At 70.5% G+C, this 22,807-nt stretch carries 21 protein-coding genes; 9 read left to right on the top strand and 12 right to left on the bottom strand.

Annotated elements, in window-relative coordinates; genetic code table 11:
- The first annotated feature begins 87 nt into the window (after positions 1–87).
- A complete protein-coding gene (locus GPZ80_RS28280) occupies positions 88–1,125 on the top strand; it encodes a hypothetical protein (RefSeq protein ID WP_222719985.1) in 1,038 nt (345 codons plus the stop codon).
- Between the two features lie 66 nt (positions 1,126–1,191).
- Here the strand turns inward: GPZ80_RS28280 and GPZ80_RS28275 are convergent, their stop codons facing one another.
- Genes GPZ80_RS28275 through GPZ80_RS28245 form a run of 7 tightly spaced genes read right to left on the bottom strand, consistent with a single transcriptional unit; the run spans position 1,192 to position 9,895 of the window.
- On the bottom strand, positions 1,192–2,397 hold the full coding sequence (locus tag GPZ80_RS28275; protein WP_312880629.1) for an MDR family MFS transporter: 1,206 nt from the start codon (positions 2,395–2,397) through the stop codon (positions 1,192–1,194).
- Positions 2,394–3,689: an ATP-grasp domain-containing protein gene (locus GPZ80_RS28270; protein ID WP_187224152.1), complete on the bottom strand. Its 1,296-nt coding sequence runs from the start codon at positions 3,687–3,689 to the stop codon at positions 2,394–2,396. The genes GPZ80_RS28275 and GPZ80_RS28270 overlap by 4 nt, the downstream gene beginning before the upstream one ends.
- The gene (locus GPZ80_RS28265) at positions 3,686–5,608 is read right to left on the bottom strand and encodes an FAD/NAD(P)-binding protein (protein ID WP_312880628.1); all 1,923 of its coding nucleotides are present in this window, start codon (positions 5,606–5,608) and stop codon (positions 3,686–3,688) included. The genes GPZ80_RS28270 and GPZ80_RS28265 overlap by 4 nt, the downstream gene beginning before the upstream one ends.
- 16 nt (positions 5,609–5,624) lie before the next feature.
- Complete coding sequence (locus GPZ80_RS28260; RefSeq protein ID WP_187224151.1) at positions 5,625–6,605, bottom strand: TauD/TfdA family dioxygenase; 981 nt, start codon at positions 6,603–6,605, stop codon at positions 5,625–5,627.
- Positions 6,605–8,185, bottom strand: coding sequence for a class I tRNA ligase family protein (locus GPZ80_RS28255; protein ID WP_187224150.1), 1,581 nt, complete (start codon positions 8,183–8,185; stop codon positions 6,605–6,607). The genes GPZ80_RS28260 and GPZ80_RS28255 overlap by 1 nt, the downstream gene beginning before the upstream one ends.
- Before the next feature lie 4 nt (positions 8,186–8,189).
- Complete coding sequence (locus GPZ80_RS28250; RefSeq protein ID WP_187224149.1) at positions 8,190–8,552, bottom strand: cupin domain-containing protein; 363 nt, start codon at positions 8,550–8,552, stop codon at positions 8,190–8,192.
- A gap of 17 nt (positions 8,553–8,569) precedes the next feature.
- Positions 8,570–9,895, bottom strand: a complete 1,326-nt coding sequence (locus GPZ80_RS28245; protein WP_187224148.1) for a lysine N(6)-hydroxylase/L-ornithine N(5)-oxygenase family protein — start codon at positions 9,893–9,895, stop codon at positions 8,570–8,572.
- A gap of 271 nt (positions 9,896–10,166) precedes the next feature.
- Between GPZ80_RS28245 and GPZ80_RS28240 the strand changes: the two genes are divergently transcribed.
- On the top strand, positions 10,167–10,757 hold the full coding sequence (locus GPZ80_RS28240) for a DsbA family protein (RefSeq protein WP_187224147.1): 591 nt from the start codon (positions 10,167–10,169) through the stop codon (positions 10,755–10,757).
- An 11-nt stretch (positions 10,758–10,768) separates the two neighbouring features.
- Positions 10,769–11,218, top strand: coding sequence for an acyl-CoA thioesterase (locus tag GPZ80_RS28235; RefSeq protein WP_187224146.1), 450 nt, complete (start codon positions 10,769–10,771; stop codon positions 11,216–11,218).
- 134 nt (positions 11,219–11,352) lie between these two features.
- Here the strand turns inward: GPZ80_RS28235 and GPZ80_RS28230 are convergent, their stop codons facing one another.
- Entirely contained in the window at positions 11,353–11,841 is a 489-nt protein-coding gene (locus GPZ80_RS28230) for a MarR family winged helix-turn-helix transcriptional regulator (protein ID WP_187224145.1), read from the bottom strand.
- A 263-nt stretch (positions 11,842–12,104) separates the two neighbouring features.
- Here GPZ80_RS28230 and GPZ80_RS28225 point away from each other — a divergent pair, with 263 nt between their 5' ends.
- From GPZ80_RS28225 to GPZ80_RS28215, 3 genes are all read left to right on the top strand, one after another.
- Complete coding sequence (locus tag GPZ80_RS28225) at positions 12,105–13,817, top strand: fatty acyl-AMP ligase (protein WP_187224144.1); 1,713 nt, start codon at positions 12,105–12,107, stop codon at positions 13,815–13,817.
- A 278-nt stretch (positions 13,818–14,095) separates the two neighbouring features.
- Positions 14,096–15,079 carry a M23 family metallopeptidase gene (locus GPZ80_RS33045; protein WP_187224143.1) on the top strand — a complete coding sequence of 328 codons (984 nt, stop codon included), beginning with the start codon at positions 14,096–14,098 and terminating at the stop codon, positions 15,077–15,079.
- 151 nt (positions 15,080–15,230) lie between these two features.
- Complete coding sequence (locus tag GPZ80_RS28215; protein WP_187224142.1) at positions 15,231–18,065, top strand: helix-turn-helix transcriptional regulator; 2,835 nt, start codon at positions 15,231–15,233, stop codon at positions 18,063–18,065.
- A 1-nt stretch (position 18,066) separates the two neighbouring features.
- On the opposite strand, the gene GPZ80_RS28210 is transcribed toward GPZ80_RS28215, so the two are convergent.
- A complete protein-coding gene (locus GPZ80_RS28210; protein WP_187224141.1) occupies positions 18,067–18,432 on the bottom strand; it encodes a VOC family protein in 366 nt (121 codons plus the stop codon).
- 111 nt (positions 18,433–18,543) lie between these two features.
- Between GPZ80_RS28210 and GPZ80_RS28205 the strand changes: the two genes are divergently transcribed.
- The gene (locus tag GPZ80_RS28205; protein ID WP_187224140.1) at positions 18,544–19,437 is read left to right on the top strand and encodes a helix-turn-helix transcriptional regulator; all 894 of its coding nucleotides are present in this window, start codon (positions 18,544–18,546) and stop codon (positions 19,435–19,437) included.
- A gap of 93 nt (positions 19,438–19,530) precedes the next feature.
- Positions 19,531–20,226 carry a dioxygenase family protein gene (locus GPZ80_RS28200; RefSeq protein ID WP_187224139.1) on the top strand — a complete coding sequence of 232 codons (696 nt, stop codon included), beginning with the start codon at positions 19,531–19,533 and terminating at the stop codon, positions 20,224–20,226.
- Between the two features lie 153 nt (positions 20,227–20,379).
- On the opposite strand, the gene GPZ80_RS28195 is transcribed toward GPZ80_RS28200, so the two are convergent.
- From GPZ80_RS28195 to GPZ80_RS28185, 3 genes are read right to left on the bottom strand one after another with little or no spacing between them, the layout of a single operon-like run.
- On the bottom strand, positions 20,380–20,748 hold the full coding sequence (locus GPZ80_RS28195) for a hypothetical protein (protein ID WP_187224138.1): 369 nt from the start codon (positions 20,746–20,748) through the stop codon (positions 20,380–20,382).
- Complete coding sequence (locus tag GPZ80_RS28190) at positions 20,745–21,863, bottom strand: hypothetical protein (RefSeq protein WP_187224137.1); 1,119 nt, start codon at positions 21,861–21,863, stop codon at positions 20,745–20,747. The genes GPZ80_RS28195 and GPZ80_RS28190 overlap by 4 nt, the downstream gene beginning before the upstream one ends.
- Before the next feature lie 53 nt (positions 21,864–21,916).
- Positions 21,917–22,096, bottom strand: coding sequence for a DUF2867 domain-containing protein (locus GPZ80_RS28185; protein ID WP_281401502.1), 180 nt, complete (start codon positions 22,094–22,096; stop codon positions 21,917–21,919).
- A gap of 64 nt (positions 22,097–22,160) precedes the next feature.
- Between GPZ80_RS28185 and GPZ80_RS28180 the strand changes: the two genes are divergently transcribed.
- Complete coding sequence (locus tag GPZ80_RS28180; RefSeq protein WP_187224135.1) at positions 22,161–22,784, top strand: VOC family protein; 624 nt, start codon at positions 22,161–22,163, stop codon at positions 22,782–22,784.
- Positions 22,785–22,807 lie beyond the last annotated feature (23 nt).

The raw sequence follows: 22,807 nt of genomic DNA, 5'->3' as shown, positions 1-22,807 counted from the left end.
GTCCGCTTTCGCCATCGGGCAGCGGAGTGCCGCGCCTGTACCTTGGTGTGCAAGGGGAGTCTGTCGATCGACAAGGAGATCAGGGTCGTGAACGAGATCCTGGACGAGGCCTACGAACGCCTGCACGGCACGGGACCGGAATGGGGCGACGAGCTGTCCAACCACGGTCCGATGGCGGCGGAGGTCCTGGTCCGTCGCGGTCACGCCGACCTGGTCCCCCGCTGGCTCGACGCCTACATCACCAGGCTGGACACCCTGCCGTCGCCGACCGAGCGCATCACCGAGGCGAACTGGCAGTCCGCCCTGAGCGAGTTCGGCCGCATCGGCGATTGGGTCGGATACTTCACCGAGCAACTGCGCGAACACCCGTGGCGGGACGTGCTGGCAATCTGGTGGCCGCGGCTGCTGCCGGGGATCGTGGCGGGCGCGACCCACGGCGTGATCCGGGTGAGCCACGCGCTTCGGACGTTGCTGGCCGGTGATGAGAGCGCACCCGCGTTGACCGAGCTGGCACATGGGCTGGCGTGGTGGGCGGGGCGGTCGACGGGGGTGCCGGGGTTCGCCGCACCGGCAGGTGCGCTGGGGTCAGCTCAGGCGCTGGAGGCGATGTGGCGCATTCCGATTCAGCAGGGAAAGGTGGCGGACCGGTTTGGACAACTCGGGCCGGAGTTCTCCGGCTCACTGGCGGCCCTGCGGCCCGCCGAGGACCCTGAGGACGCCCGGTCCCGGCTGACCGACCTCGTCACGGCGGCCACCCGGAAGTACCTGACGCACGGGCACGGCAGCCCGGTCCTGCTCGTACACATGGCAACCGCACCGAACGCGGTGCTGAACGCGTTTCCGGCGCTGCCTCCGGAGTTGTGGGCACCAAGCCTGGACGCGGCTTGGGCGGCGAGTGCCGCGCTGGTGGCTACCTACGCTCCTCCGGTCGGGGCTCCTCGGGAAACGCTGCCTGTTGCTCCGGACACGGCTGATCCCGCGGTGGAAGTCCTCGGCCGAGCCGCCGAGAACGGCGACGAACACGTCATCAAGTTCGCCGACACCGCGGTTGAGGTCTACGCGCGGACGGGGGACCCGGATGTGCTCGCCGCCGCCCTCAGGGTGGGATTGCTGCTAGGCGGCTAGGGCCGGCTTTGGCTGGGGTATCTGTTGGGTGGTTCGGCCCGTTGCGATTAGTGGGTTTGAGTCTGACTAAACCGATACCAGGTGGTCTGTCCGCTGCCTGATCTCTGGTGCGATGGCCAACTGCACCACGGATGCGACCAGTGCCAACACGGCCAGTGCCGACCACAGGACTGCCGGGCCGAAGCTCAGCAACCAGATGCCGACCGCCGGTGAGATCAGGTTGCTCAGCGAGAACGCGAACCCATAAACACCCATATACCGCCCCCGCAAACGCGCAGGAGCCAAGTTCGTCGCGATCGCCGCACTGACACCGGTCACCACGATCTCGCCGAGCGACCACACCACCACCGTCGCCGCGTAGCCCGCCGTCGACGAGACGAACATGGTCAGGCCGAAGCCGATCCCGACTATGGTCATCCCCACCGCCGCCACGATGCTGTGGTCGTGTTTGCCCAGCCAGTTCACCACCACCGGCTGCACGAGCACCACGACAACACCGTTGGCCGCCAACGCGATCCCATACGCGACCGGTGACAGTCCATCGGCCTTCATCGCCAGTGGCAACGTGATCATCGATTGGTGATAGACCACCGCGTACGCCAGCGTGATCAGGGTGAAGACCACCATCACCCGGTCGTTCAGCACCTCGCGGAACGATCCGGTCCGGGTCTTGTCGCGGGGCTGCTCATGCGCCGCCGGGACGGCGAACCACACCAGCAGGCCGAAAGCCACGCAGGTGATCGCGTCGATCCAGAACAGCCAGAGGATGCCGGTTCCGGCCAGCGCCCCGCCGGTGAGCATGCCGCCGGTGAAGCCGAGGTTGACCGCCCAGAACAGCAGCGCGAACGCCCGCGTGCGGTCCTTGACCGGGATGATGTCCCCGACCAGGGCGCTGGACGCCGGTCGGTAGACCTCCATGGCGACGCCCAGCAGGAACATGCACCCGATGATCACCGGCAGGCTCTCGCTGTACGCCAGGGTCAGCATGATCGCCGCCGTGGCCAGCATGCCGCCGGTCAGGGTGATCCGCCTGCCGTAGCGGTCGGCCAGCGCCCCCGAGAGCAACTGCGAGAAGAAGGCGCCCGCGCCGAAGACGGTCAGGACGGCGCCGACCTCGGGCAGGGAGAGCCCCCGGGATCCGGTCAGATAGAAGGCGAAGAAGGGCTGGACCATGGTGCCCAGGCGGTTGACCAGGGTGCCGCCCCACAGCACCCAGTAGGACCGGGGCAACCCCCCGAACCGCTCGTGGACCGCGACCCCGAGCCTGCTCACGGCGTGTCCACCGTGATGGTGACTGTGTCGGCGTACAGCTTCGCCAGTGGTTCGGTCGCCTCGTCGAGGGGCAGGTCGAACACGACCGAGGCCGACCGTGCCTCCGAGTCGGTCTGTGGGCCGAGCACCTCGCCTTCCACCACGGTCACCAGCACCGCGTGGTCCTTCGCGGGCGCGTCAGGAGCCTGCGGGGTGAACGCGGGCCAACTGTCGTCGCGGGTCACCCAGGAAACGGGGGCGCCGGTGCTCGTGACGTCGCGCAGCGGGCCGAAGGGGTGGTCGAGGTAGACCTGGCAGGCCCGCCTGCGCGGCGCCGGATACGCCGTGGGCTCGCCGAGGGCGAGGTCGAGCATGACGGGTTCGAGGGGTTCGCCCGTCGCCAGCTCCCAGAGGAACGTGATCCCGTCGCCGGGCAGTCGGGTGGCGATCTCCATCATCACCGGGCCGTCGGCCGACAGGCGGAACTCGGCGTGCGAGATACCGTCGCGGAAACCGAGGCGGCGCAACACTTTCGCGTTCGCCTCGACCAGGGCACGCTCGTCGGCGTCGGACAGTTCCGCGGGCGAGGTGTGGCCCATCTCGGTGAAGAAGATCCCGCCGGACTCGTTGGTGCGCTTGGCGGTGACACCCGACCAGAGCACCTCCCCGTTCTGGGTCAAGGCCTCCACGGAGAACTCCGGCCCCACGACGCGACTCTCGACCAGCACGGTCTCGTCCTCGGGATACGTGGCAAGAACCCCGGGCAGGTCCTCCGCCTTGTGCACCTGCCGAACCCCGAGGCTGGAGAACCTCGCCACCGGCTTGACCACGACCGGGAACGTCATGTCCGGCGCGATGGGACTGGTCCGGTCGGCAGGCGTGACGACCTGGAAAGCGGGTGAGAAGTCAGGAAGCGCGGTGCGCTGCAGCATCTTGTTGCGGCTGATGCGACTCGCCGCCGACCCCGCGCCGGGCACACCGAGACAGTCGGCGACGACGCCGACCGGCTCGACGAAGAAGTCGCCGACGCACAGCACGGCCTGCACGTCGTAGCGGCGCAGCCAGGGCTGGATGCCGGGCACGACGAAGTCGACCTTGGCGTCCTCGACCTCGACCACGTCGGCCAGCTTCGACAGCGGGTGCTCGGGGTCGGCGCGCAGTTCGGCGAGCCGGGCCGGGTCGGTGTACGGGGTGACGACCAGCAGCGGCGCGAACCCGCGGCGGTGCGCCTCGGCGATGAGCCTGGTCTGCCGGGCGACGATCACGAGGTCGCCCATGAACAGGACGGCGGGCGGGCGGGCGGTGGCGTTCATAGTGTCAGTCCTTTGTGTACGGTGTGCCGCTCGGTCGGGTACTCGAAACGGTCGTCGCCGTCCGCGAGGACCGCCAGCACGCCGCGGGCCAGCGTGTCGTTCTGTCGGAACGACACGGCGTTGGAGCGCGGGGTGGCGAACGCGGCGAAGTGGCGCACGTTGGTGAACGGGCCGATGGCGTACCGGCGCGGATGCGGGCGGCCTGCCTTGTCGAGGACCCGGAAGTCCTCGGTGGACACCAGGAGCAGGCCTGAGCTGTGCTCGAAGCCGTCCTCGTCGGCCAGCACGTCGTCGGTGGCCTCGCCGCTCTCGTAGAGCCCGCGCAGCAGCGGGTCGGTCGTGGTGCTCAGGTCCGCGCGCGGCAGCCGGGCCTCCACCAGCGCCGTCGCCTCAATGCTGTCGGGAGTGCTCGCGCTACCCGCACGGAACACGCCGCGCTCCTCATCGGTGTCGACCCACATGTCCGCGCCGAGGAACCGCACCACTCCCGCCTCGGACAACGCGAGCAGCTGACGGCTGCGCTGCGCGGGCGGCCCGCTGGTGTAGTACTCGAAGAACCCCTGCCACCACCCGTGCACGTCCTGCACCATCGACCGGGCGGAGAGCTTCTCGATGGCCCGCAGCTGGCGCAGCTGCCGGTTGACCGAGAGCATCGCGGCGGTCGCGCCGAGGTCGGCGCTGTGGGTGAACTCGCCGCGGCGCCGCACATCGGCCTTGATCTCGGCGCGCACGTGCGCCTGCACCTCGTCGAACCCGGCAAACCGCAGCCCGGCCAGCGGCCGGTCCACCGCCGCCAGGTCCAGCCGGTCAGCGGGTTCGGGCACCGCGGCCTCGACGAGTTCGCGCAGCGGTGCGCTGTCCCAGTCGTAGGCGGCGAAACCGGCGAAGAACTCGTCCCAGTCACAGGTGACCCGGTTGGGGTGGGCGGTGAACAGCTCGTGGTAGTAGCCCCAGCCGATCTCCTTGGCCATCAGTGGCCACAGGTCGGTCCGGAAGTCGAGGTGCTCGCGGTCGGCCAGCACCCGGTCGAGCGCCGCGGCGTCGAAGAACCACGGCAGCTGCGCGGGCCTGCCGACCAGCCGGTACGCGATCTTGGCCCGGTATGGGACGCCGCGGCGCGACCCGACGTAGAGGACCGGTTCGTCGCCGCACGGGACATAGCGCAGTTTGCCCTGCTCCACCCGGTATTCGCCGCCGCGGCCCTCGGTCAGCAGCGCCATCACGTCGACGAACGCCGCGCCGAAGCCGCGCAACACGACGTTCTCCCCCGCCAGGAACCCGGACAGGTCGGCGTCGGCGGTGTACGCGCTGGGCAGGTACCGGAGACCGTGCCGCTCGGCGAAACCGGCCACCCGCAGGTCTTCCTCGCTCGGACCGGCCTCCTGGTGGCCGAGAGCGAGCACGACCACGTCCGCATCAAGCGGTTCGGCGCGGTCGGCCAGCCACACCTGTTGGCGCGAGTCCGGGCCGCCCGTGAGCCGGGTGGCGGTGGTCTCGTGGACGGCCACCGTGAGGCCGTCGGGGCACTCGGCCACGATCTTGTCGAACACCCAGGACAGGTAGTGGCTCTGCACCTGCCTGCTGGCGAAGCTCATTCCGAGCACGTCCCAGTGCGTCCCGTCGGCCGCCGCCCACTCGCTCAGCGACGGCCCTGGCCGGATCGGACCCGCGCAGCGCACGGTGTCGTCGGTGAACATGGTGACGTTGCCCGCCAACGCGTTCATCCACATCAGGGACGACTGCTCCTGGCGCCAGACCCGACCGCCGCCGGGTGGGAACGGGTCGACCAGGTCGATCCGCAGCGGTCGGGACACCGGGATCTCCCCGACGTTGGCCAGCAGCCGTTCGAGGATCCCGGTGCCCCGCGGTCCAGCGCCCACGATGACCACGACGTACGGGTCGGTGTGCTCTTGGTTCACTGTCCGTCCCACTTCGCTACCGGTCGAGCACGTAGCCGTCGCGCGGCCGGTGGTCACGGGAGCGGCGCAGGTCCGTGGCGACGAACGTGCGCTGCAGCCAGCGGTCGGCGCCGTCGTAGCGCGGCTGGAACGCGGTCCGGCCGTGCGCGGCGACCCGGTTGTCCACAATGGCCAGATCGCCTGCGGCCAGGCGGACGACACTCGCGGTGCGGTCGAACACCTGGGCCAGTTCCACCAGCGCGGCGGCGGCACGCGGGGTCAGCGGGGTCGTCGCGGCCAGGTCCACCCGCATGTCGGGATCCTCCGGCGCGCCACGGAACACCGCGTGCGGGGCCGTCGCGCCACCACCGCCCCCGAACGACGGCGGCGGGTCGGTGACGAACTCCCGACTGAACAGCGCCTGCCGCGTTTCCTCCCCCAGCAAGGGAAGCACCTGCCGGGCGCAGACCGTGCGCAGCCCGGCGACGCCGTCATGGTCGGGGCGCAGACAGAGCAGCATGACGTAGTCCGGTCGATGCGCGTGGAAGGCGTTCTCGTTGTGGAACGACAACAGCACCGAGCCCGCGTTGCCCTGGAACGTCTCCTTACCTGGCACCGGAACGACGTCCTGGACCAGGGCCCCGGACTTCTCCGCCCGGAAGGCGGCGGGCTCGCCGAGTTCGCACGCGGCGAGCATCAGCACGGCCGCCGGCACGGTGACGATCCGCTGGACCGAGCCGTTCACGTTCGGCGTCGACGGCAGGGAATCTCCGTCGACCGGGAGGCCGCGGACCAGCAGGGTGCCGGTCGGACCGGAGTCCCGCCGAAATGTCCGCAGGGTGCGGCGCAGCGCCTGCGGCAGAGTGACTCCCGCGTGCCGGACCGTGGCGATCCACTCGGGGTCGTCGACCTGCTCGGTCCCCCACACACAGAGGTCCAGGGCGATCCGGCGCACTTCGCGGGCGTCCACCCGCTCCAGCGGCGGTGCGGGCGCGGAACTGACCGTGGTGAGCGACATCAGCGCACCACCGCTCGCTCGAGTAAGGGCAGCGCGAACGCCGTGACCGTGTCGCCCCCGACTTCGAATCGGTCCGAGAGCCCGCCCGCCAGGTCGATCAGGATCGGCGCCGCGCCGGTGAGCAGAGTTCGCACTTCGAAGAAGAGGTCGCCGAGCCGCTCCTTGTCCACTGTGGACTGCGGCAGCGCCTCGGCGGCGCGCACCAGCCTGGCGAGCTGGTCCACGATCAACGCCGCGGCCCGGGTCAGGCTGTAGGACTCCAGCTCATAGCAGGTGCGGAACCGGCTGAGCACGGCCCGCGACCGCTCCTTGGCCGCCGTCGAGACCGGCAGCGGCACACTGTCGAGCCCGGCTCCGGCCACCGACGCACGGAGCAGGCAGGCCAGCCGGTTCCAGGGGTCGACCAGCCGGTCCCCGGTCACCTTGGCCAGCGCGTCGCGGCCGAAGTTCGTCTGCTGGTGCTCCGGGGCGCTGATCGCGAGGTAGAACCGGATCAGGTCCCGCGACACCTCCCTCAGCAAGTCCTTGCTGTGCACGACATGGCCGAGGCTGGTGGAGAACTTCTCGTTCTCCAGCTCGTAGAACTCGTTGGAGATGATCGTCTCCGGCAGGACGTAGCGGCCCTCGTGGGCCATGAGCAGCGCCACGTGGGTCAGTCCCCAGAAGTAGACGTTGTCGAAACCGATGAAGTAGATGACCTCGGCGTCGTGCTCGGCCCGCCACAGCTCGTCGTCGGCCGCGTGGGTCTCCCCCAGTTGCTCGGCGGCGTACCCGGTGCAGTACATGACCGCTGGGATGCCCTCCACCCAGGCGTTGACGACCTGGCCGGGCGTCTCGGGGAAGGGAGCGGGGATTCCCCAGCTGATCGGGTAGGTGATGGGGAAGTCGGGCAGCGGCCGGGAGAGGACCTCGCGCACCAATTGCACCGTGTGCGGCCGCAGGCGGGACTCGCGCTGCCGGTAGTACTCGGTCAGCTCCTCGCGGTACTCCTCCATGGGCAGCACCAGGATCTCGGCTTCCCGAGCGGTGACGACATCGTCGGGATCCACAGTGGACTGTGGGTTGAGCAGCTCGTCGAAGTTGTTCGGGTGCCCGCAGCTCTCACACAGCCCGCCCCGGCTGCGCACCAGGCACACCGGGCAGTCGCCGCGGACCAGCCCTTCGACCAGGAACTCGCCGGTCCGCTCGGAGTAGGGCAGCCGGACCGTGCGCAGCCGGAACTTCCCCTTGGCGTGCAAGGCGTTGACGAAGTCGAGCACGGACGCGCGGTAGCGGTCGTCGTAGGGCGCGAAGCCGTCGAGGGACATGCCCATGTCGAGCAGGGTCTGCCGGATCTGGTGCCAGGAGCGGCCGCTGAGCTCCTCCGGCGTGAGCCCGTTGCGGCGGGCGCTGGCGAGCACATAGGTCTGGCTGTCGTCGGTTCCGGTGGAGAACACGACCTCACGGCCGGCGGAACGCAGGTAACGGGCGTGGACGTCGGCGGCGAGGAACGGGCCCGCGAGGTGACCGACGTGCAGGTCGCCGTTGGAAGTGGGCGGGGTGTCGATGACGAGGGCACGGCGGGCGCGGACCGCGGTCATGGGCTCAGCCCTCGCTCTCGTGCCTGCCGGCGAACGTCTCGGACATCGGCAGGTCCCACCACACCGTGTACATCTCGAACTCCTCGGCGGTCTCGTTGATCACTTGGTGCTCGACGAAAGGCGGGAAGTGGACGATGTCGCCCGCGGTGAAAGTGGTGCGCTCGCCCGCGGACTCCAGCACGGCCGTCCCCGACACGGCGATGAAGATCTCGTACTCGTGGTGGGCGTGGCGAACGGAGGAGGCACCCGGGTTGATGACGCACCAGGCGCCCTCGAACGGGGCGTTGACAGCGGTCCACGGCATCAGGCGCTGCGAGTGGTTGTTGTCGGGGCCGAGCCGGTCCCGGTCAAGCCTGCGGATCTCCACGACGTCTCCTTCCGGACTCAGCTGGCGGGAACGGGCGCCGACACCTTGCGGGAGACGGGCTCCGGCGCGGGCGCGGCACGGTGGGCGAGGATGTCGGCGGTGATGTCGGCGGCCCGCACGGCGAGGACGCTGAGCAGCGAGTCGCTGATTCCGTGGGTGGACTCGTTGACGCCCTGCAGGTAGCAGGCGCCGATCGCCGGGCCGGTGCGCAGCCGGTAGTCCCTGGTGACCTCGGTTCGGCTCAGCCCCAGGGCGTTGGCCAGGCCGCGGACGAGCGCCGGGGTCTGGCGGACGAACCCGGTGCCCAGCAGGACCAGGTCGCAGCGGAACTCCTCGACCGCGCCGGTGCGGCGGTCGGTCAGCTCCAGCACGACCTCGTCGCCCTCCTCGAAGGCGGCGGTGACCTCGGTCATCGTGCGTACCCGCAGCCTGCCCTCGCCGCTGAGCCGGTCGAGGTAGAGCGACCGGTACACCTTGTCCAGCAGCTCCGGGGCGAGGCCCGAGTAGTTGGTGATGTGCATTTCGCGCAGGATCTGGGCGCGGGCGTCCGGCTGGGCGGTGAAGAAGTCGTCCACCGCGCACGGGTAGTACCACTCGTTGGTGAACTTGCTGTTCTCGTAGGTCTTCAGGCCGATCGAGCGCATCAGCAGCGTCGGCTTGCAGCCGGGGAGGTCGCTCTGCACGGCGTCGAACATCTCGGCCGCGCTCTGCGCCCCGCCGACCACCGCGACCCGGTAGCGGACGTCCTTGGCGAGCCTGTCGATCCCCGGCAGGTAGTCGGTGCTGTGGATGACCCGGGACGCGGGCAGGGTGGCGAACTCGGCGGGCACGAACGGGTCGCGGCCCGCGCCGACGACGATGTAGCGGCTGCGGATGGTCGAGCCGTCGGCCAGCCGGGTCAGCCACCCGGTGACCGTGCCTGCCGCGTCCCGGCATGGTTCGACGCCGACGCATCGGCGGCCGTATTCCAGCCGCACCTTCTCCAGTGAGTCGGCGGCCCACTGGAAGTAGCTCGAGATCTCGGCGCGGTACGGCCAGAAGCTGCTCATGTTGATGAACTCGCTGAGCCTGCCGACCGAGTGCAGGTAGTTGACGAAGGAGAAGCGGCTGCGCGGATCGCGCAGCGTCACCAGGTCCTTCAGGAAGGAGACCTGGCTCTGCGCGCCGGGCAGGAGCATTCCACGCTGCCAGGACACCGTGTCCGCCTGTTCGATCACCAGCGAGTTCTTCGCCAGATCGTCGGGGGCGAGTTCGTCGAGGGCGACGGCGAGTGCCAGGTTCGCGGGCCCCGCGCCGATGGCGAGCAGCTCCACGTCCCGGTGCTCCCGGATCACGGCGCTCATCGGGACGGTCCGTCCGTCGGGAAGGCGAGCCACGAGAAGTTCCCCATTTATCCCTCTCCCTGTCCGAACGGCTGTTGACCGATAGCCCGCGGCCACCGGCGAACTTCTTCTCTTTTGCGGGTGATCGCCATCCTGAGGGCGCGCAGCGGGCGGTCGCATCTTCGTCCGTGCGGTGCGCGACCACCCGTGAGGTCAGCACTCTCGAAGAATCCACAGTGGATTCGCGCCGGTACTGTCGCCCTCGCAATTGGACGCTCTAAGGGGAGGCGCCGTGACCGTCACCGTGTGGTTCGACCCCAGCTGCCCGTTCACCTGGCGCACGTCGCGCTGGGTCAAGGATGTCGCCGGACGCCGCGGCGAGAAGGTGAGCTGGCGGTTCCTCAGCCTGGCGATCCTCAATGAGGGCAAGGAGATCCCCGAGAACTACCGCCAGGCGCACCTGCGTGCTCGGGCCGCGCTGCGGGTCCTCACCGCCACCGACGGGCACCACGGGCAGGACGCGGTCGACCGCCTCTACGCCGCGATCGGCAAACGGGTGCATGACGACGACGAACGGCTCACCCGCGAGGTGCTCGTCGCGGCACTGGCCGAAGCCGAACTTCCCGCGAGCCTCATCGAGGCCGCCGAGGACGCGGAGTTCGACCGGATCGTGCGGGCGAGCCACGACGAAGGCCAGGCTCGGGTCGGCACCGAGACCGGCAGCCCGGTGATCGCCATCGACGACGGACCCGGGTTCTTCGGTCCCGTTGTGTCCTCGGTGCCCGGACCCGAGGCCGCCGACCAACTGTTCGACGCGATGCGCCTGCTGTCCGGCGTGCGGGAGTTCAGCGAAGTCAAGCGCGCCCGCGAACCGCTGTCTTAGCGGGAAAGCCGATGTCCGGGTACTACGAGTACAAGCTCACCGTCAGCAGCGGTGAGGCGACCTTGGTCGGCCACGTGCACTTCGTGGACTACTTGCGCTGGCAGGGCCGGTGCCGGGAGTTGTTCCTCAAGACGGAAGTGCCCGCGCTGCTGGAGGACGACGTGCGGCTGCACGCGCTGAAAGCGGAGTGCGAGTACTTCTCGGAGATCATGGCGCACGACGAGCTGTCCGTGCGGATGCGGCTCGAGGAGATCACCCGCACGCAGATCCAGTTCACCTTCGACTACGTGAAGACCCGCGACGGCAAGGAAACCCTCGCCGCCCGGGGCAGGCAGCGGGTCGCCTGCTTCCGCGGGGCCGAAGGCGAGGCGGTCGTGTCCACCGTCCCGGCCTGTCTGCGCGACGCGCTGCTCCCGTACGCCGAGACACCGATCGCCACGCCCGCCACGCGATCCGCCTGACGGATCAACGGCCGGGAGGAGCAAAGGCCCGACCGATCAGAACCCCCGGGGACCGTGACGGCAGCCGGTCTCCTGTTCGCAACCACAAGAAGAACCGTAGTAGATAGCTTTGTCGCAGACGATCTCTTTGGGGTCTACCTGTTGCCCTGTCGTGCCCGGCGAGCAGGCTGAGACGTCTGCACCGGGGTGGACAACTGGCCCGTGACCAGCCCGTTCATCACTCGCAGGAACACCTCGCGGTCTGCGGCGGACACCGCGTCCAGCACCGCCTTGTGCACGCCGTCGACGATCCGTTGGCTCCGCTCGACCACCGCGGCGCCCTTCTCCGTGACCGCGATGATCCGCGCCCACCGGTCCGTCGCCGACGGTTTGCGCTCGGCGAGCCCGGCCGCCTCCAGGGCGTCGACCGTGACGACCATCGTGGTCTTGTCCATGTCACCGATCTCGGCGAGTTGGATCTGCGTGCGCTCCTCGTCCAGTGCGTGGACGAGCACGCAGTGCATCCGTGCGGTCAGCCCGATCTCGGCGAGCGCGGCGGCCATCCGGGTTCGCAGCACGTGACTGGCGTGGTCGAGCAGGAACGACAGATCCGGTTCGGCGCGGGCAGGGCTCAAAGCCGTCATGGCCCCAGCCTACAACCGGGACCGTCACGGATTATCCGCAAGCGATCAGTCATGCACGGCGGATAACCGACGGAATACTGACAAAAGAAATGGCGGCACCACGCGTCCGATGACAACGGCGGCGTTTTCTGTTTCCGGGACATTGCCACGTTCGACGCGCCACCCCTAGCGTCCGCCGGACAATTCCGAAATCGCATTTCTTCCGCTGACTGGATCGCGGGCGAACGAGGGCCGGCACCGCCGCCGGTCGCGAAGGAGCCGTCGTGCCCACTGTCGCCACCGCCACCACGCTGACCAGCCAGCTCACCACGTGGGCCATGCTCGACCCACAAGGCCAGGCGGTGGCGTTCCTCGACTACGACACCGCGGCCAACGGCAGCCAAGTCTCGCTGACCTGGCTGGAACTCGACCGGCGAGTGGCCGCCGTGGCGGTCTCGCTGCGCACCCAGGTGAGCCGCGGCGAGCCGGTCGCGGTCCTCGTGGACCAGTCGCTGGACTACGTCGTGGCGTTCCTCGCCGTGCTGCGGGCGGGCGCGGTCGCCGTCCCACTGTTCGCCCCCGACCTGCCAGGACACGCCGACCGACTGGCCGCCGTGCTGGCCGACTGCCGCCCGCCGCTGGTCCTGACCACCCGCGACGGCGAGCAGGCCGTGCGGGACTTCCTCACCGAGCGCGGACTCACCTCAACCGCGGTGTCCACAGTGGACGACGTGCCGACCGAGTGGGCGGAGCGCTTCGACGAGGTGCGACTGGACGCCGAGGACTTGGCCTACCTGCAGTACACGTCCGGCTCGACCGGGTCGGCCCGCGGCGTGATGATCACCCACGGCAACGTGGTCGCGAACGCGCGGCAGTGCGTCGCCGCCTACGAGATGCTCCGGGGCCCAACGGTGACCGTGGGCTGGCTGCCGCTGTTCCACGACCTCGGACTCGTGCTGTCGGTCGCGGTGCCGATGGTCGCGGGCATCCGCTCGGTGTTCATGCGGCCGATGGCGTTCCTCGAACGGCCGGTGCGCTGGGTCCGGGCGCTCTCGGCCAATCCCGGCGCCGTCACCGCCGCGCCGAACTTCGCCTACGCCTACTGCGCGGCCAAAGTGTCCGACGCCGACAAGCCGCGGCTGCGCCTGGAGTCGGTGCACGCGATGGTCGACGGCAGCGAGCCGCTGCAGTCGGCCGCCATCGCGCGATTCGCCGACACGTTCGCCGAGTGCGGACTGCGGCAGGCGGCGCACCGGCCTTCCTACGGGCTGGCCGAGGGCACGGTCGCGGTGACGACGACCGTCGCGGGCACGCTTCCGCTCGCCAGGTCGTTCGACCGCTCGGCGCTGGCAACCGGTCTTCTCGCCGAACTGCCATCCGGGTCGACGGGCGCGATCGAGATGGTCGCCTGTGGCAGGCCGATGGGCCAGAGCGTGCTGATCGTGGACCCCGTGACGCACCGCGAACTGCCGGACGCGACGGTCGGCGAGATCTGGGTGACCGGCTCCAATGTCGGGGCGGGCTACTGGAACCGCCCCGAGGAGTCGACGGCGACCTTCGGCGCGGTGCTCGCCGACGGCGACGAGGACGACACCTGGCTGCGCACCGGCGACCTCGGCGCGTTCCACGAGGGCGACCTGTTCGTCACCGGCCGGATCAAGGACCTGATCATCGTCGACGGTCGCAATCACTACCCGCAGGACATCGAGCAGACCGTCGAGCGCGGCCAGGAGTCGATCCGGCCGCGCAACACGGTGGCGTTCTCGGTGCCGACGCCGGACGGCGAGCGCGCGGTGGTGCTCGCCGAACGCGCGCGGTCGGTGCCCGCCGAGTCGGTCGACCTCGACGCGCTCCTCGCCTCGGTGCGGGCCGCGGTCGCCCGGCGGCACGGCCTCGCCCTGCACGACGTGCGGCTCGTCGAGCCGGACAGCCTGGCCCGCACGTCGAGCGGCAAGATCGCCCGGTCCACCTGCCGGGCCCGCTACCTCGCCGAGTGAAACCGGCCTGCCGAATCCTGGGAATGGGTTAGGTATACGTAGCGATGGGGCCCCCGGCATCGGCAATGAACCACGGTGCCGAGTGGTGACCTCTCATTACCCCATCCGGCTTCCGGGATACCGGCGAATGATCCAGCTTACCGGCATTTCCGTGGGAGCTCTCGGACCGATAATTCCCAGCTGGGCGTGAATAAGAGCCGATTCGCCACGCCCCCGCGGACCAGCCTCGGCTGCGTAACTTCCTTGCCGGATACCCCTGCAATTGGAAGGACATCCCCATGTCCCCGATTTCCAAAGTCCCCCAAGCCGTCCTGGTCTCCGTCACCTCGCTCGCCCTGACGCTGGGCGCGGCGACGGCGGTGGTCGCCTCGGCCGATCCCCGGCCCGCGGGCGACTCGCTCGACGCCTCCCTGGACAGCTCAGTCGCCGCGGCCATGACCGCCGAGCGCGGTGGTGCCGCCCAGGCGTACTTCCAGTCGGACTCGGTCCCGCGGCCGCTGGTCGAGCCGAAGCGGTCCGACGCGGCAGGCGAGTGGGCGTTCGGCACCGCGGTGATCCCGATCCCCGGCGACGCCCGGCAGAAGCACGGCAGTCCGGAGGCCGGAATCTTCCTGGCCCGGCTCGACGGCCGCACGTGGCAGGTCGCCTTCGACGGCAGCCCCGAGTTCCGGGCGCTGGCAGCGAAGGCGCCGGAGTCGGTGCTGTCGGCGGACGAGCGGAACCTGTTCACCCAGTCCCCCGCAGACTCAGCCGCCGCGGCCACCGCGACCGGACTCGCCCTGCCCTGGTCGCAGGGATCGATCTGGCCGATGGGCGGCGGCCCGCACGGCTACAGCGGGAGCACCCGGCCGTTCAGCTCGCTGGACTTCGGCGGCTCGGGCAGTGTGCGCTCCGCGGGGCCGGGCAAGGTGTACAAGTCGTGTGTCAAGAACGGCAGCGCGCTGGTCACCGTCGTGCACAACAACGGCTACCGCACGTCGTACTACCACATGACCAACCTGACCAACCTGGCCGACGGGGCGTCCGTGGACACGGGCACCTACCTCGGCGCGACCGGGACGGCGCTGCCCTGCGGCGGCTCCGCCAACGGCGCGCACGTGCACTTCAGCCTGCTCTCGGGCACCTCGTACGTGAGCGTGCACGGCAAGACCATCGGCGGCTGGACCTTCTATGAGGGCTCCCAGGCCTACCGGGGTTACGCCGAGCGCAACGGCACCAAGGTCTACCCGGGCGGGAGGCTGACCAACTACGGTGTGAGCTGATCGAGCCGGTCCGGCCTGCCCTCGGGCAGGCCGGACCGCTTGGGATGGCAATTTCTAGGTATACCTGATTAACAGCGAACCCTGGCTGTGGTCCCTACGCAGCTACATCATCGTAGGTATCTCGGGGCGGCTGATGAGAAGGTGAACCACGATGACGGCTGCCAGGCTCGACCACACCCACCCGGAGGGTTCGATCTCCGGGCGGAGCGTCGAACTCACGACCCTGGCGGACGCGGTCGCCGACCGGCACCGGCTCGTGATGGTCGAGGGCGAGGCGGGCGTCGGCAAGACCCGGCTGCTGCGCGAACTGCTGCGCCACCCCGGGACCACGGCGCACACGGTCCTTGAGGCGCACTGCCTGCCGGTGCAAGCGACCCATCCGTACGGCGCGATCGTCGAGATGTTCGCGGGCGCCGTGGACGAACTACGCGCGGTCGGGTCCGCGCTCCCGCCGATCACCGGGGCGTTGGCGCCGCTGCTCCCCGAACTGCGCGACCTGCTTCCCGAGCACGAACCCGCGCTGTCGCCCTCGGTCGCCCGGCACCAGGTGTTGCGGGCGGTGACGGCGGTGCTCGAACTGCTCGACCAGCCGCTGGTCGTGCTCGACAACCTGCAGTGGGCCGACGAGGAGACCCTCGACCTCGTCCGGTTTCTGGCGCTGTCGCCGCGCGACACGGTGACCGTCGTGCTGCTCTGCCGCGGCGACGAGATCAACGCGAACGAGTTGGTGGAGGCCTATCGCGGCCGCGGGCACACCATCACCCGGATCAGCCTCGCGCCGCTCACCGTGCCGGGCGTCGCCGAGTTCCTCCGCGAGTCCGGTGTGTGCGCCGCACCCGAGTTCGCCGCCGAACTGCACCACCGCAGCGCCGGGCTGCCGCTCGTCGTCGAGGAACTCGTGCGCGAACTCGCCGACCACTCGCCGACGGCCGCGGGGCTCGACGAGATCGGCGTGCCCACGCGGGTCCGCGACGCCGTCGTGGAACGGCTCACGCGGCTGGGCAGACCCGCCACCGCGGTGTGTCGAGCCGTCGCGGTGTTCGGCCACCCGGCAGGCGAGGCCGACATCGCGGCGCTGTCCGGGCTGTCGGACCGCGGCATGGCGGCCGCGCTGGAGGTCGCGCTGCGGGCCCGGATGCTCCACGAGACCGCCCGCGGCCACTACGACCTGCGCCACCCGCTCGCCGCCCGCGCGGTGTACGAGGCGATCCCCGGCCCGCGCCGCCGCGAGATGCACCTGCGCGCGATCAAACGGCTCATCGGGTCCGCCCGACCCGGCCTGATGCAACTGGCCCACCACTACCGCCACGCCGACGAACTGGACCGCTGGGTTGAGTGCGTGCTGGCCGCCGCCCAGGAGGCAGCCGACTCCGGGGTCCCGGTCGCGGGGATGAGGATTCTGGAGAACGCCCTCGATGACGCCGAACTGCCCATCTCGGCGAAGGAAGCCATCGCGCTGCGGCTCAGCCGCGAGATGCTGCAGGGCATCGCGACCCCGGACACGATCGACCGGCTGCGCACCGTCGTACGGGACTGGCCGCTGCCCAGGGATGTCGGCGCCGAGATCCGGATGAACCTCGGCCTGGTGCTGGTCAACCAGGTCGGGCAGGTCACGGCCGGGCAGCGCGAGATCGAGCGCGCGCTGACGGACCTGCCATCGCGGCGCATGGTCCGCGCCCGCGGCATGGCGACGCTGGCCCTCCCGCAGGTCGGGTTCGTCCCGGTGGCCACGAACCTGCGCTGGCTGGCCCAGGCCGAGCAGGCCTGCGCGGGCACCACCGACACCGAGGCCATCGCGGCCATGCGGGCGAACCGGCTCACCGTGCGGATGCAGATCGCCGACCCCGGGGCGTGGCGAGTGATCGACCTGCTGCCGCCCGCGCCCGCCGCGCCCGGCCTGCGCCGCCAGCTGGGGCGCACCCACCTGAACATGGCCGACGCCGCAGTGTGGAACGGCCACTTCGGACCGGCCCGCCACCACCTCGACGCGGCCGCCGAACTCGTCGACGACCGGTCCGCTCCATACCTGTCCTCACTCGGGGCGGGCACCGAACTGCGGCTGCTCGCCGCGACCGGGCCGTGGGACGGACTCGCCGAGAAAGCCGACCGGCTGGTGGCCGCGGTCGGGCAGATGGGGTACCTGGCCGCCGACGCCCTCCTCGTCCTCGGGTGGCTCCAGACTTCGCGCTCGCGGACCAGCGACGCGCTTCGCACGTTGCAGGCGGCGGCCGACGCCGCGCCTGGGCACGTACCCATCGTCGTCACCGCGCACGCGGGCCGGGCGGCGATCCTGTCCGCCCGCGGGCAGACCACCGCCGCCCGGGCGGCAGCGGAGGCGGGCGTGGATCTGGTGCGGCAGAAGGACAACTGGGTCTGGGCGGCCGAGCTGGCGCCGGTCGCGACGGAGGTGTTCCTGCAGTCGGGTCGCGCGCGGGAGGCAGGCACGCTGCTCACCGAGTTCCGCCGGGGCATCCAGGGCCGGGACGCCCCGCTCGCCGCGGCCGCCGACCTCGTGTGCGCCGCGCTGCTCGCGCAGCACCGCGGGGGGCACGCCGAAGCCATGGCCTTGTTCGCCGAGGCGGCAGAGCGGTATGGGGCGCTGCCGCACCGGCGGGCCGCCGCCCGGGCCACCGAGCTGGCCGGGCTGTGCGCGGCCGATGCGGGCGACCTGGGCACCGCCGTGCGCGACCTGCGGACCGCCGAGGCCGAGTTCAGCGCCCTCACCGCCACCACCGACGCCCTGCGCTGCCGCAAAGCGTTGCGGCGACACGATCCCGGCCGCCCGACACGAGGCAGGCGGGGATACGGGAACGCGTTGTCCCCACGGGAGAAGGCCATCGCGAAGTTCGCCGCGAGCGGGCTCACCAACCGGGAGATCGCCGAGAAGCTGACCTTGTCGCGGCGCACGGTCGAGTGCCACGTCGCCAACGTCATGCGCAAACTGGACGTGTCGTCACGGACCAGCCTGGGCGCGGTCCTCGATTGACTCAGTCGACGTCGAACACGAGGCAGAACGGGTGGCCCGCCGGGTCGAGGAACACCCGGAACCTGTCCTCATGGTGTGGTTCCGTCACCCGGGTGGCCCCGATCGCGAGCACCCTCCGCTCGGCGTCGTCGGGGTCGTCGACCAGCACGTCCAGATGAACCTGCTGCGACGCGGCGGAATCCGGAAACCGCGGCGCCACATGCTCAGGCGACAACTGACACGCCAAACGCCTGCCGTCGGGATCGACCACCACGACCCAGTCCGGCTCTTCCTCGGTCACGGTGCCGCCCAGGAGTTCGGCGTAGAATTCGGCAAGCCCCCGCGGATCACGCGTGTCGAACACAACGGTGCGCCATCGTCCGATCATGGGCAGGGCATTCCCAGACTCACGCCCTGCCAAACCCGCCCCTGGTTCCCGCTGCCTGTCTGTGCCATCGTGACCGAGACACCGATTGGTCTGGACCTAAGGAGTCGACGGATGCGCGGCACCACAGTGCCACCGGGCACGCCCTGCCAAGCGCCCGCCGACGGCGGCCTGCCGATGCACCGCCTCGAAGTGCCGCGCCCCAACGCCATGCCCTTCGCCATCGGCAGCTTCGACACCATCGGCCCGCTGTCGCGCGCGACCTTCCCGCACCGGCACACGTTCCACGAGATCGTCCACGTCACCGCGGGCACCGGCACGCACGTGGTCGACCTTGCCCGCTGGGACCTCCACCCGCCGAACCTGGGTGCCATCGCCCCCGGGCAGGTGCACCACTGGGAGGACGCCGACGGCCTGGACGGCTCCGTCGTCCTGTTCACCGACGACTTCCTGCTCGACCACCCAGCCGACCGGGACCTGCTGCGCGGACTCAGTGAGCGGCCGTGGCTCGCGCTGGACGACGACGCGGACGCCGCCACCACCCGGCTGATCGCCGAACTGCACGACGAGTTCCGCCGGGCGGCCCGCGGGTTCGAGACGGTGCTGCGCGCCCTGCTGCACGTCCTCATCGTGCGGATGGCCCGGCAGCCCTCGGCGCCCACGCGGGCCGCGCCGAGCCGGGCGGGGGCGGTGGCCGAGGAGTTCGCCCGGCTGACCGCCGTCGCCGAACCCGGCCTGTGGTCGGTGCGCGCCTACGCCGAGCGCATCGGTGTCACCGCGGGGTACCTGGCCGAGGCGGTCAAGTCGGCGACCGGTCGGACCCCCGCGCGGCTGGTGCGGGAAGCGCGCACCCACGAGGCGAAGCGGCTCCTGGTCAAGACCGACCTGACGGTGCGGCAGATCGCCGGTCGCGTCGGCTTCGCCGATCCGGCGTACTTCTGCCGCTTCTTCCGCCGCGAGACCGGCGTCAGCCCCGGCGAGTTCCGCCGCGGGCGATGGCAACCGTGACCCCGGGATTCACCACGTCCGCCCGGCCCAGTCCATCGTCGGCCGGTGATCGCCTCCGTAGGTTCGGTTTCGATCCCGACACGAGGAGCACGCATGGATGGCGAACAGCCGCAACTGACCCGCAAGACGGTGCTGCGGGCCGCGTTGGCCGCCGGGGTGGCGATGCCCGTCGCCATGGTCGGCCTGCCTGCCCTGGCCCGCACCGCCGCGACAACCGGCGAGACACCCGCGCTCACACCGCAATGCGACGACGGGGACGACCCGACCCCGCCGCAGACCGAAGGCCCGTACTTCAAGCCGAACTCGCCGAGGCGCACCTCGCTGGTCGTGGCGGGCACGCCGGGGACCCGGCTGACCGTCACCGGCTTCGTCTTCGGCCTGGCCTGCCAGCCGTTGGCCAATGTCCTGCTGGACTTCTGGCAGGCCGACGCCAACGGCGCGTACGACAACACCGGGTTCCGGTTCCGCGGCCACCAGTTCACCGACGCCCGCGGCGCGTTCACGCTGACCACGATCGTGCCCGGCCTCTACCCGGGCCGCACCCGGCATATCCACGTCAAGGCACAGGCCCCGAACCGGCCGGTGCTCACCACCCAGCTCTACTTTCCCAACGAGCCGCGCAACAACACCGACCCGATCTTCGACCCGCGCCTGCTGATGACAGTGCGAAACGTCGGCGGCGCGCGCGAGGGCACGTTCGACTTCGTGCTGAACGTGGCGGGGAATCCGCCCACATCGACCGCTAGTCCGCCTCCCCGGAATTCTATGTTCGGGTCACCTTCCGGGTGATGGTGCGGCGTGGTGGGTAACCGTGGTCAGGCGTCGCCACGGTCCCCTTAGGCGGCGGTTTGGATCGTGCGGCGGGTTTGATCCTCACGAGGCGTCGTCACGGTCCCCGTAGGCGGCGGTGGGGCAGCGCGGCGGGCTTGTCACACGACCCTATTACCAGGCGTCGGAGAGGTAGCCGCGGTCGTCGTTGTCCGGGTGGTCGGGTGGTTTGGGTGGCTCGGGTTCCGAGTACGCCGCGAGCGCGGCGATCTCGGCGGCCGTGGTGGCGGGCGCGGCGCTGATCGCGGCGGCGCGCTCCGCCTCGGGCATTGCGTGCCAGGCGTCGGCGGCTGACCGCAAAGCGCCCACAGTGTCCTCGGAGAGGACCGAGGAGTACAGGAGATCCCTCGGCCGCAGGCGGCCCGCGACCACGTCACGGGCGAATTCGCCGAGGTCGCCGGTTTCCCGGGCGAGCAACCGCATCCGGGTGTCCATGGCCTTGCGGCCCTCGTCGGTCCGCCACGGCGTGGCCGGCGTAGTCATCGGGCCGCCGGGTGCCGGTACGGCTCGCCCGGCCACGCCGCCGCGGCCACCTCGCCATTGCCCGCCACCATCTCCGCCGCCGACTGGATGCCGTGGGCCAGCATGCGGACCTGGTCCAGCAGTTCCGCGATCGGGAGCACGGAGTAGACGACGGCGGCGAACGCCTGCTCCGGCTTCTCGCCGCGGATGACGTTGACCGCGCCGCCGACGACCGCGCCCAGGCCCTTCACCTTGAGCAGTGCCTCGAGCACGGAGTCGATCAGGGAGTCCATGGCGACGTTCAGCGCCTGCAACGCGTGGAACGCCGAGCGGGCGAAGTTCTTGATCTTCCAGCCTGCCTCGGCGCAGAACTTGGCGTGGTCGGCGCACCCCTGCGAGTACGCCGCCAGCCAGTTCTCCAGCGCGGCCGCGGCGTTGCCGTCCCAGCGGTCCTGGATCGCGTAGCGCCCGCGGTCGACGTTGGTCTTGATCCGACCGAACGCCGTCGCGGTGTCCTCGAACACCGAACCCTGGCGCATCAGCCCTTTCCAGTCGCCAGCGACCAGCGTCGTGACGGCGGCGAACGGGTCCCAGCCGACCAGCCACTTGAGCAGGTCGCGCACGTACGGCGCCACGGACGCCGCGCCGGTGAGCTTGTCGATCTCGCCGTCGAGGTCGAAGTCCCAGCCGCGGCCGTCGTTGTCCCTGGGCTCTGGTGGTGCGGTGTAAGGGAACTCGGGGTTGTGCGGGTCCCGCCAGGCGTCCTCCCAGTCGGTGAACCCGCCCGCCGTCTCCGGCGCCGTCACGGTGGCGCCGCCGACGCGCTGGGACGTGGCCGCCGGGTACTCGCTGTCCAGCCGGGCCTCCTCGGCGGCGTCGGTGGCCAGATAGAACTTGGCCGCCGCGACGAGCGCGCTGTCGCACTGGTCGGCAAGAGTCGAGGCACGCTGACAATTGGACAGACCGAGGGCCTGCCACTTGTCGAGCGGCCCGGCGAGCATCCCGAGCAGGCCCTCGCCGAGTTCGCTCGGACCGGCGCCGTTGTTCGCCGCCGCGAAGATCGACGCGGCCGCGCCCGCACGTCCCATCAGCTTCGCCAGCGCGCTGACGGACGGTGGATCCACCTTGAAGTTCACGTGTTCGCACCCCCCGACGCACTCTATGACAGGTGCGCCGAGCATGGCGACCGCTAGCCGCCGATCCCGACCCGCCACTTCTGTCCGATGCCCCGGATCATCGCCGGGTACACAATCAGGTGACGCAGCGGCGCTATGCCCGCCAGGTACGCCTTGCCGAGCAGGCCGTTCGGCTTGACCAGCACGGCCATCTGGCCGCGGTACCCGCCGTCCTCGTCCTGGACCCAGCTCAGGGCACGGCGGACCGGTCAGGAATCAAGAAGCGCGGCCCCAGGGGCCGCGCCTAGCGTTGCCTGCATGACTTCCATCGACTCCGTGACACTCGAAGTGGCCGACCCCCAGGCCGCCAAAGACTTCTACACCGCCGCGTTCGGTGTGGACACGCAGGTGCGGTTGCGGGCCTCGGATGCCCCGACGACCGGCTTCCGCGCGTTCACCCTGTCGCTCACCGTGTCCCAGCCTTCCACCGTCAAGAACCTGGTCGGCTCCACCATCGACGCGGGGGCCACCGCGCTCAAGCCGGTCGCCAAGTCGTTCTGGGGCTACGGCGGTGTCGTGCGGGCCCCGGACGGGACCATCTGGAAGGTCGCGACCTCCGCGAAGAAGGACACCGGCCCGGACACCCGCGAGATCGACGACATCGTGCTCCTGCTGGGCGTCGCGGATGTGGCCGCCAGCAAGCGGTTCTACGTCGACCATGGCCTCGCGGTGGCCAAGAGCTTCGGCCGCAAGTACGTCGAGTTCGCCACCCCGTCGAGCCCGGTCAAGCTGGCCCTCTACGGCCGCCGCGCCCTCGCCAAGGACGCCGGTGTCTCCCCCGACGGCACGGGATCCCACCGCCTCACGCTCGGCACCGACGGCGGCCCCTTCACCGACCCGGATGGATTCGCGTGGGAGCCATCGCACGTCAATCATGGCTGAAGTGTCGTCGTCAGAAAGGAAAC

Origin of the sequence: Actinokineospora xionganensis (assembly GCF_014323725.1) — a bacterium.
GTDB lineage: Bacteria > Actinomycetota > Actinomycetes > Mycobacteriales > Pseudonocardiaceae > Actinokineospora > Actinokineospora xionganensis.
This window is presented reverse-complemented; position numbering and strand designations above follow the sequence as displayed.

What these genes read in the sequence shown, in the direction of transcription:
- GPZ80_RS28205 (WP_187224140.1), top strand. Translation starts at nt 18,544, where the DNA reads ATGCGCGGCACCACAGTGCCACCGGGCACGCCCTGCCAAGCGCCCGCC.
- GPZ80_RS28230 (WP_187224145.1), bottom strand. Translation starts at nt 11,841, where the DNA reads ATGACGGCTTTGAGCCCTGCCCGCGCCGAACCGGATCTGTCGTTCCTG.
- GPZ80_RS28235 (WP_187224146.1), top strand. Translation starts at nt 10,769, where the DNA reads ATGTCCGGGTACTACGAGTACAAGCTCACCGTCAGCAGCGGTGAGGCG.
- GPZ80_RS28180 (WP_187224135.1), top strand. Translation starts at nt 22,161, where the DNA reads ATGACTTCCATCGACTCCGTGACACTCGAAGTGGCCGACCCCCAGGCC.
- GPZ80_RS28210 (WP_187224141.1), bottom strand. Translation starts at nt 18,432, where the DNA reads ATGATCGGACGATGGCGCACCGTTGTGTTCGACACGCGTGATCCGCGG.
- GPZ80_RS28215 (WP_187224142.1), top strand. Translation starts at nt 15,231, where the DNA reads ATGACGGCTGCCAGGCTCGACCACACCCACCCGGAGGGTTCGATCTCC.
- GPZ80_RS28245 (WP_187224148.1), bottom strand. Translation starts at nt 9,895, where the DNA reads ATGAGCGCCGTGATCCGGGAGCACCGGGACGTGGAGCTGCTCGCCATC.
- GPZ80_RS28260 (WP_187224151.1), bottom strand. Translation starts at nt 6,605, where the DNA reads ATGTCGCTCACCACGGTCAGTTCCGCGCCCGCACCGCCGCTGGAGCGG.
- GPZ80_RS28270 (WP_187224152.1), bottom strand. Translation starts at nt 3,689, where the DNA reads ATGAACGCCACCGCCCGCCCGCCCGCCGTCCTGTTCATGGGCGACCTC.
- GPZ80_RS28200 (WP_187224139.1), top strand. Translation starts at nt 19,531, where the DNA reads ATGGATGGCGAACAGCCGCAACTGACCCGCAAGACGGTGCTGCGGGCC.
- GPZ80_RS33045 (WP_187224143.1), top strand. Translation starts at nt 14,096, where the DNA reads ATGTCCCCGATTTCCAAAGTCCCCCAAGCCGTCCTGGTCTCCGTCACC.
- GPZ80_RS28195 (WP_187224138.1), bottom strand. Translation starts at nt 20,748, where the DNA reads ATGACTACGCCGGCCACGCCGTGGCGGACCGACGAGGGCCGCAAGGCC.
- GPZ80_RS28255 (WP_187224150.1), bottom strand. Translation starts at nt 8,185, where the DNA reads ATGACCGCGGTCCGCGCCCGCCGTGCCCTCGTCATCGACACCCCGCCC.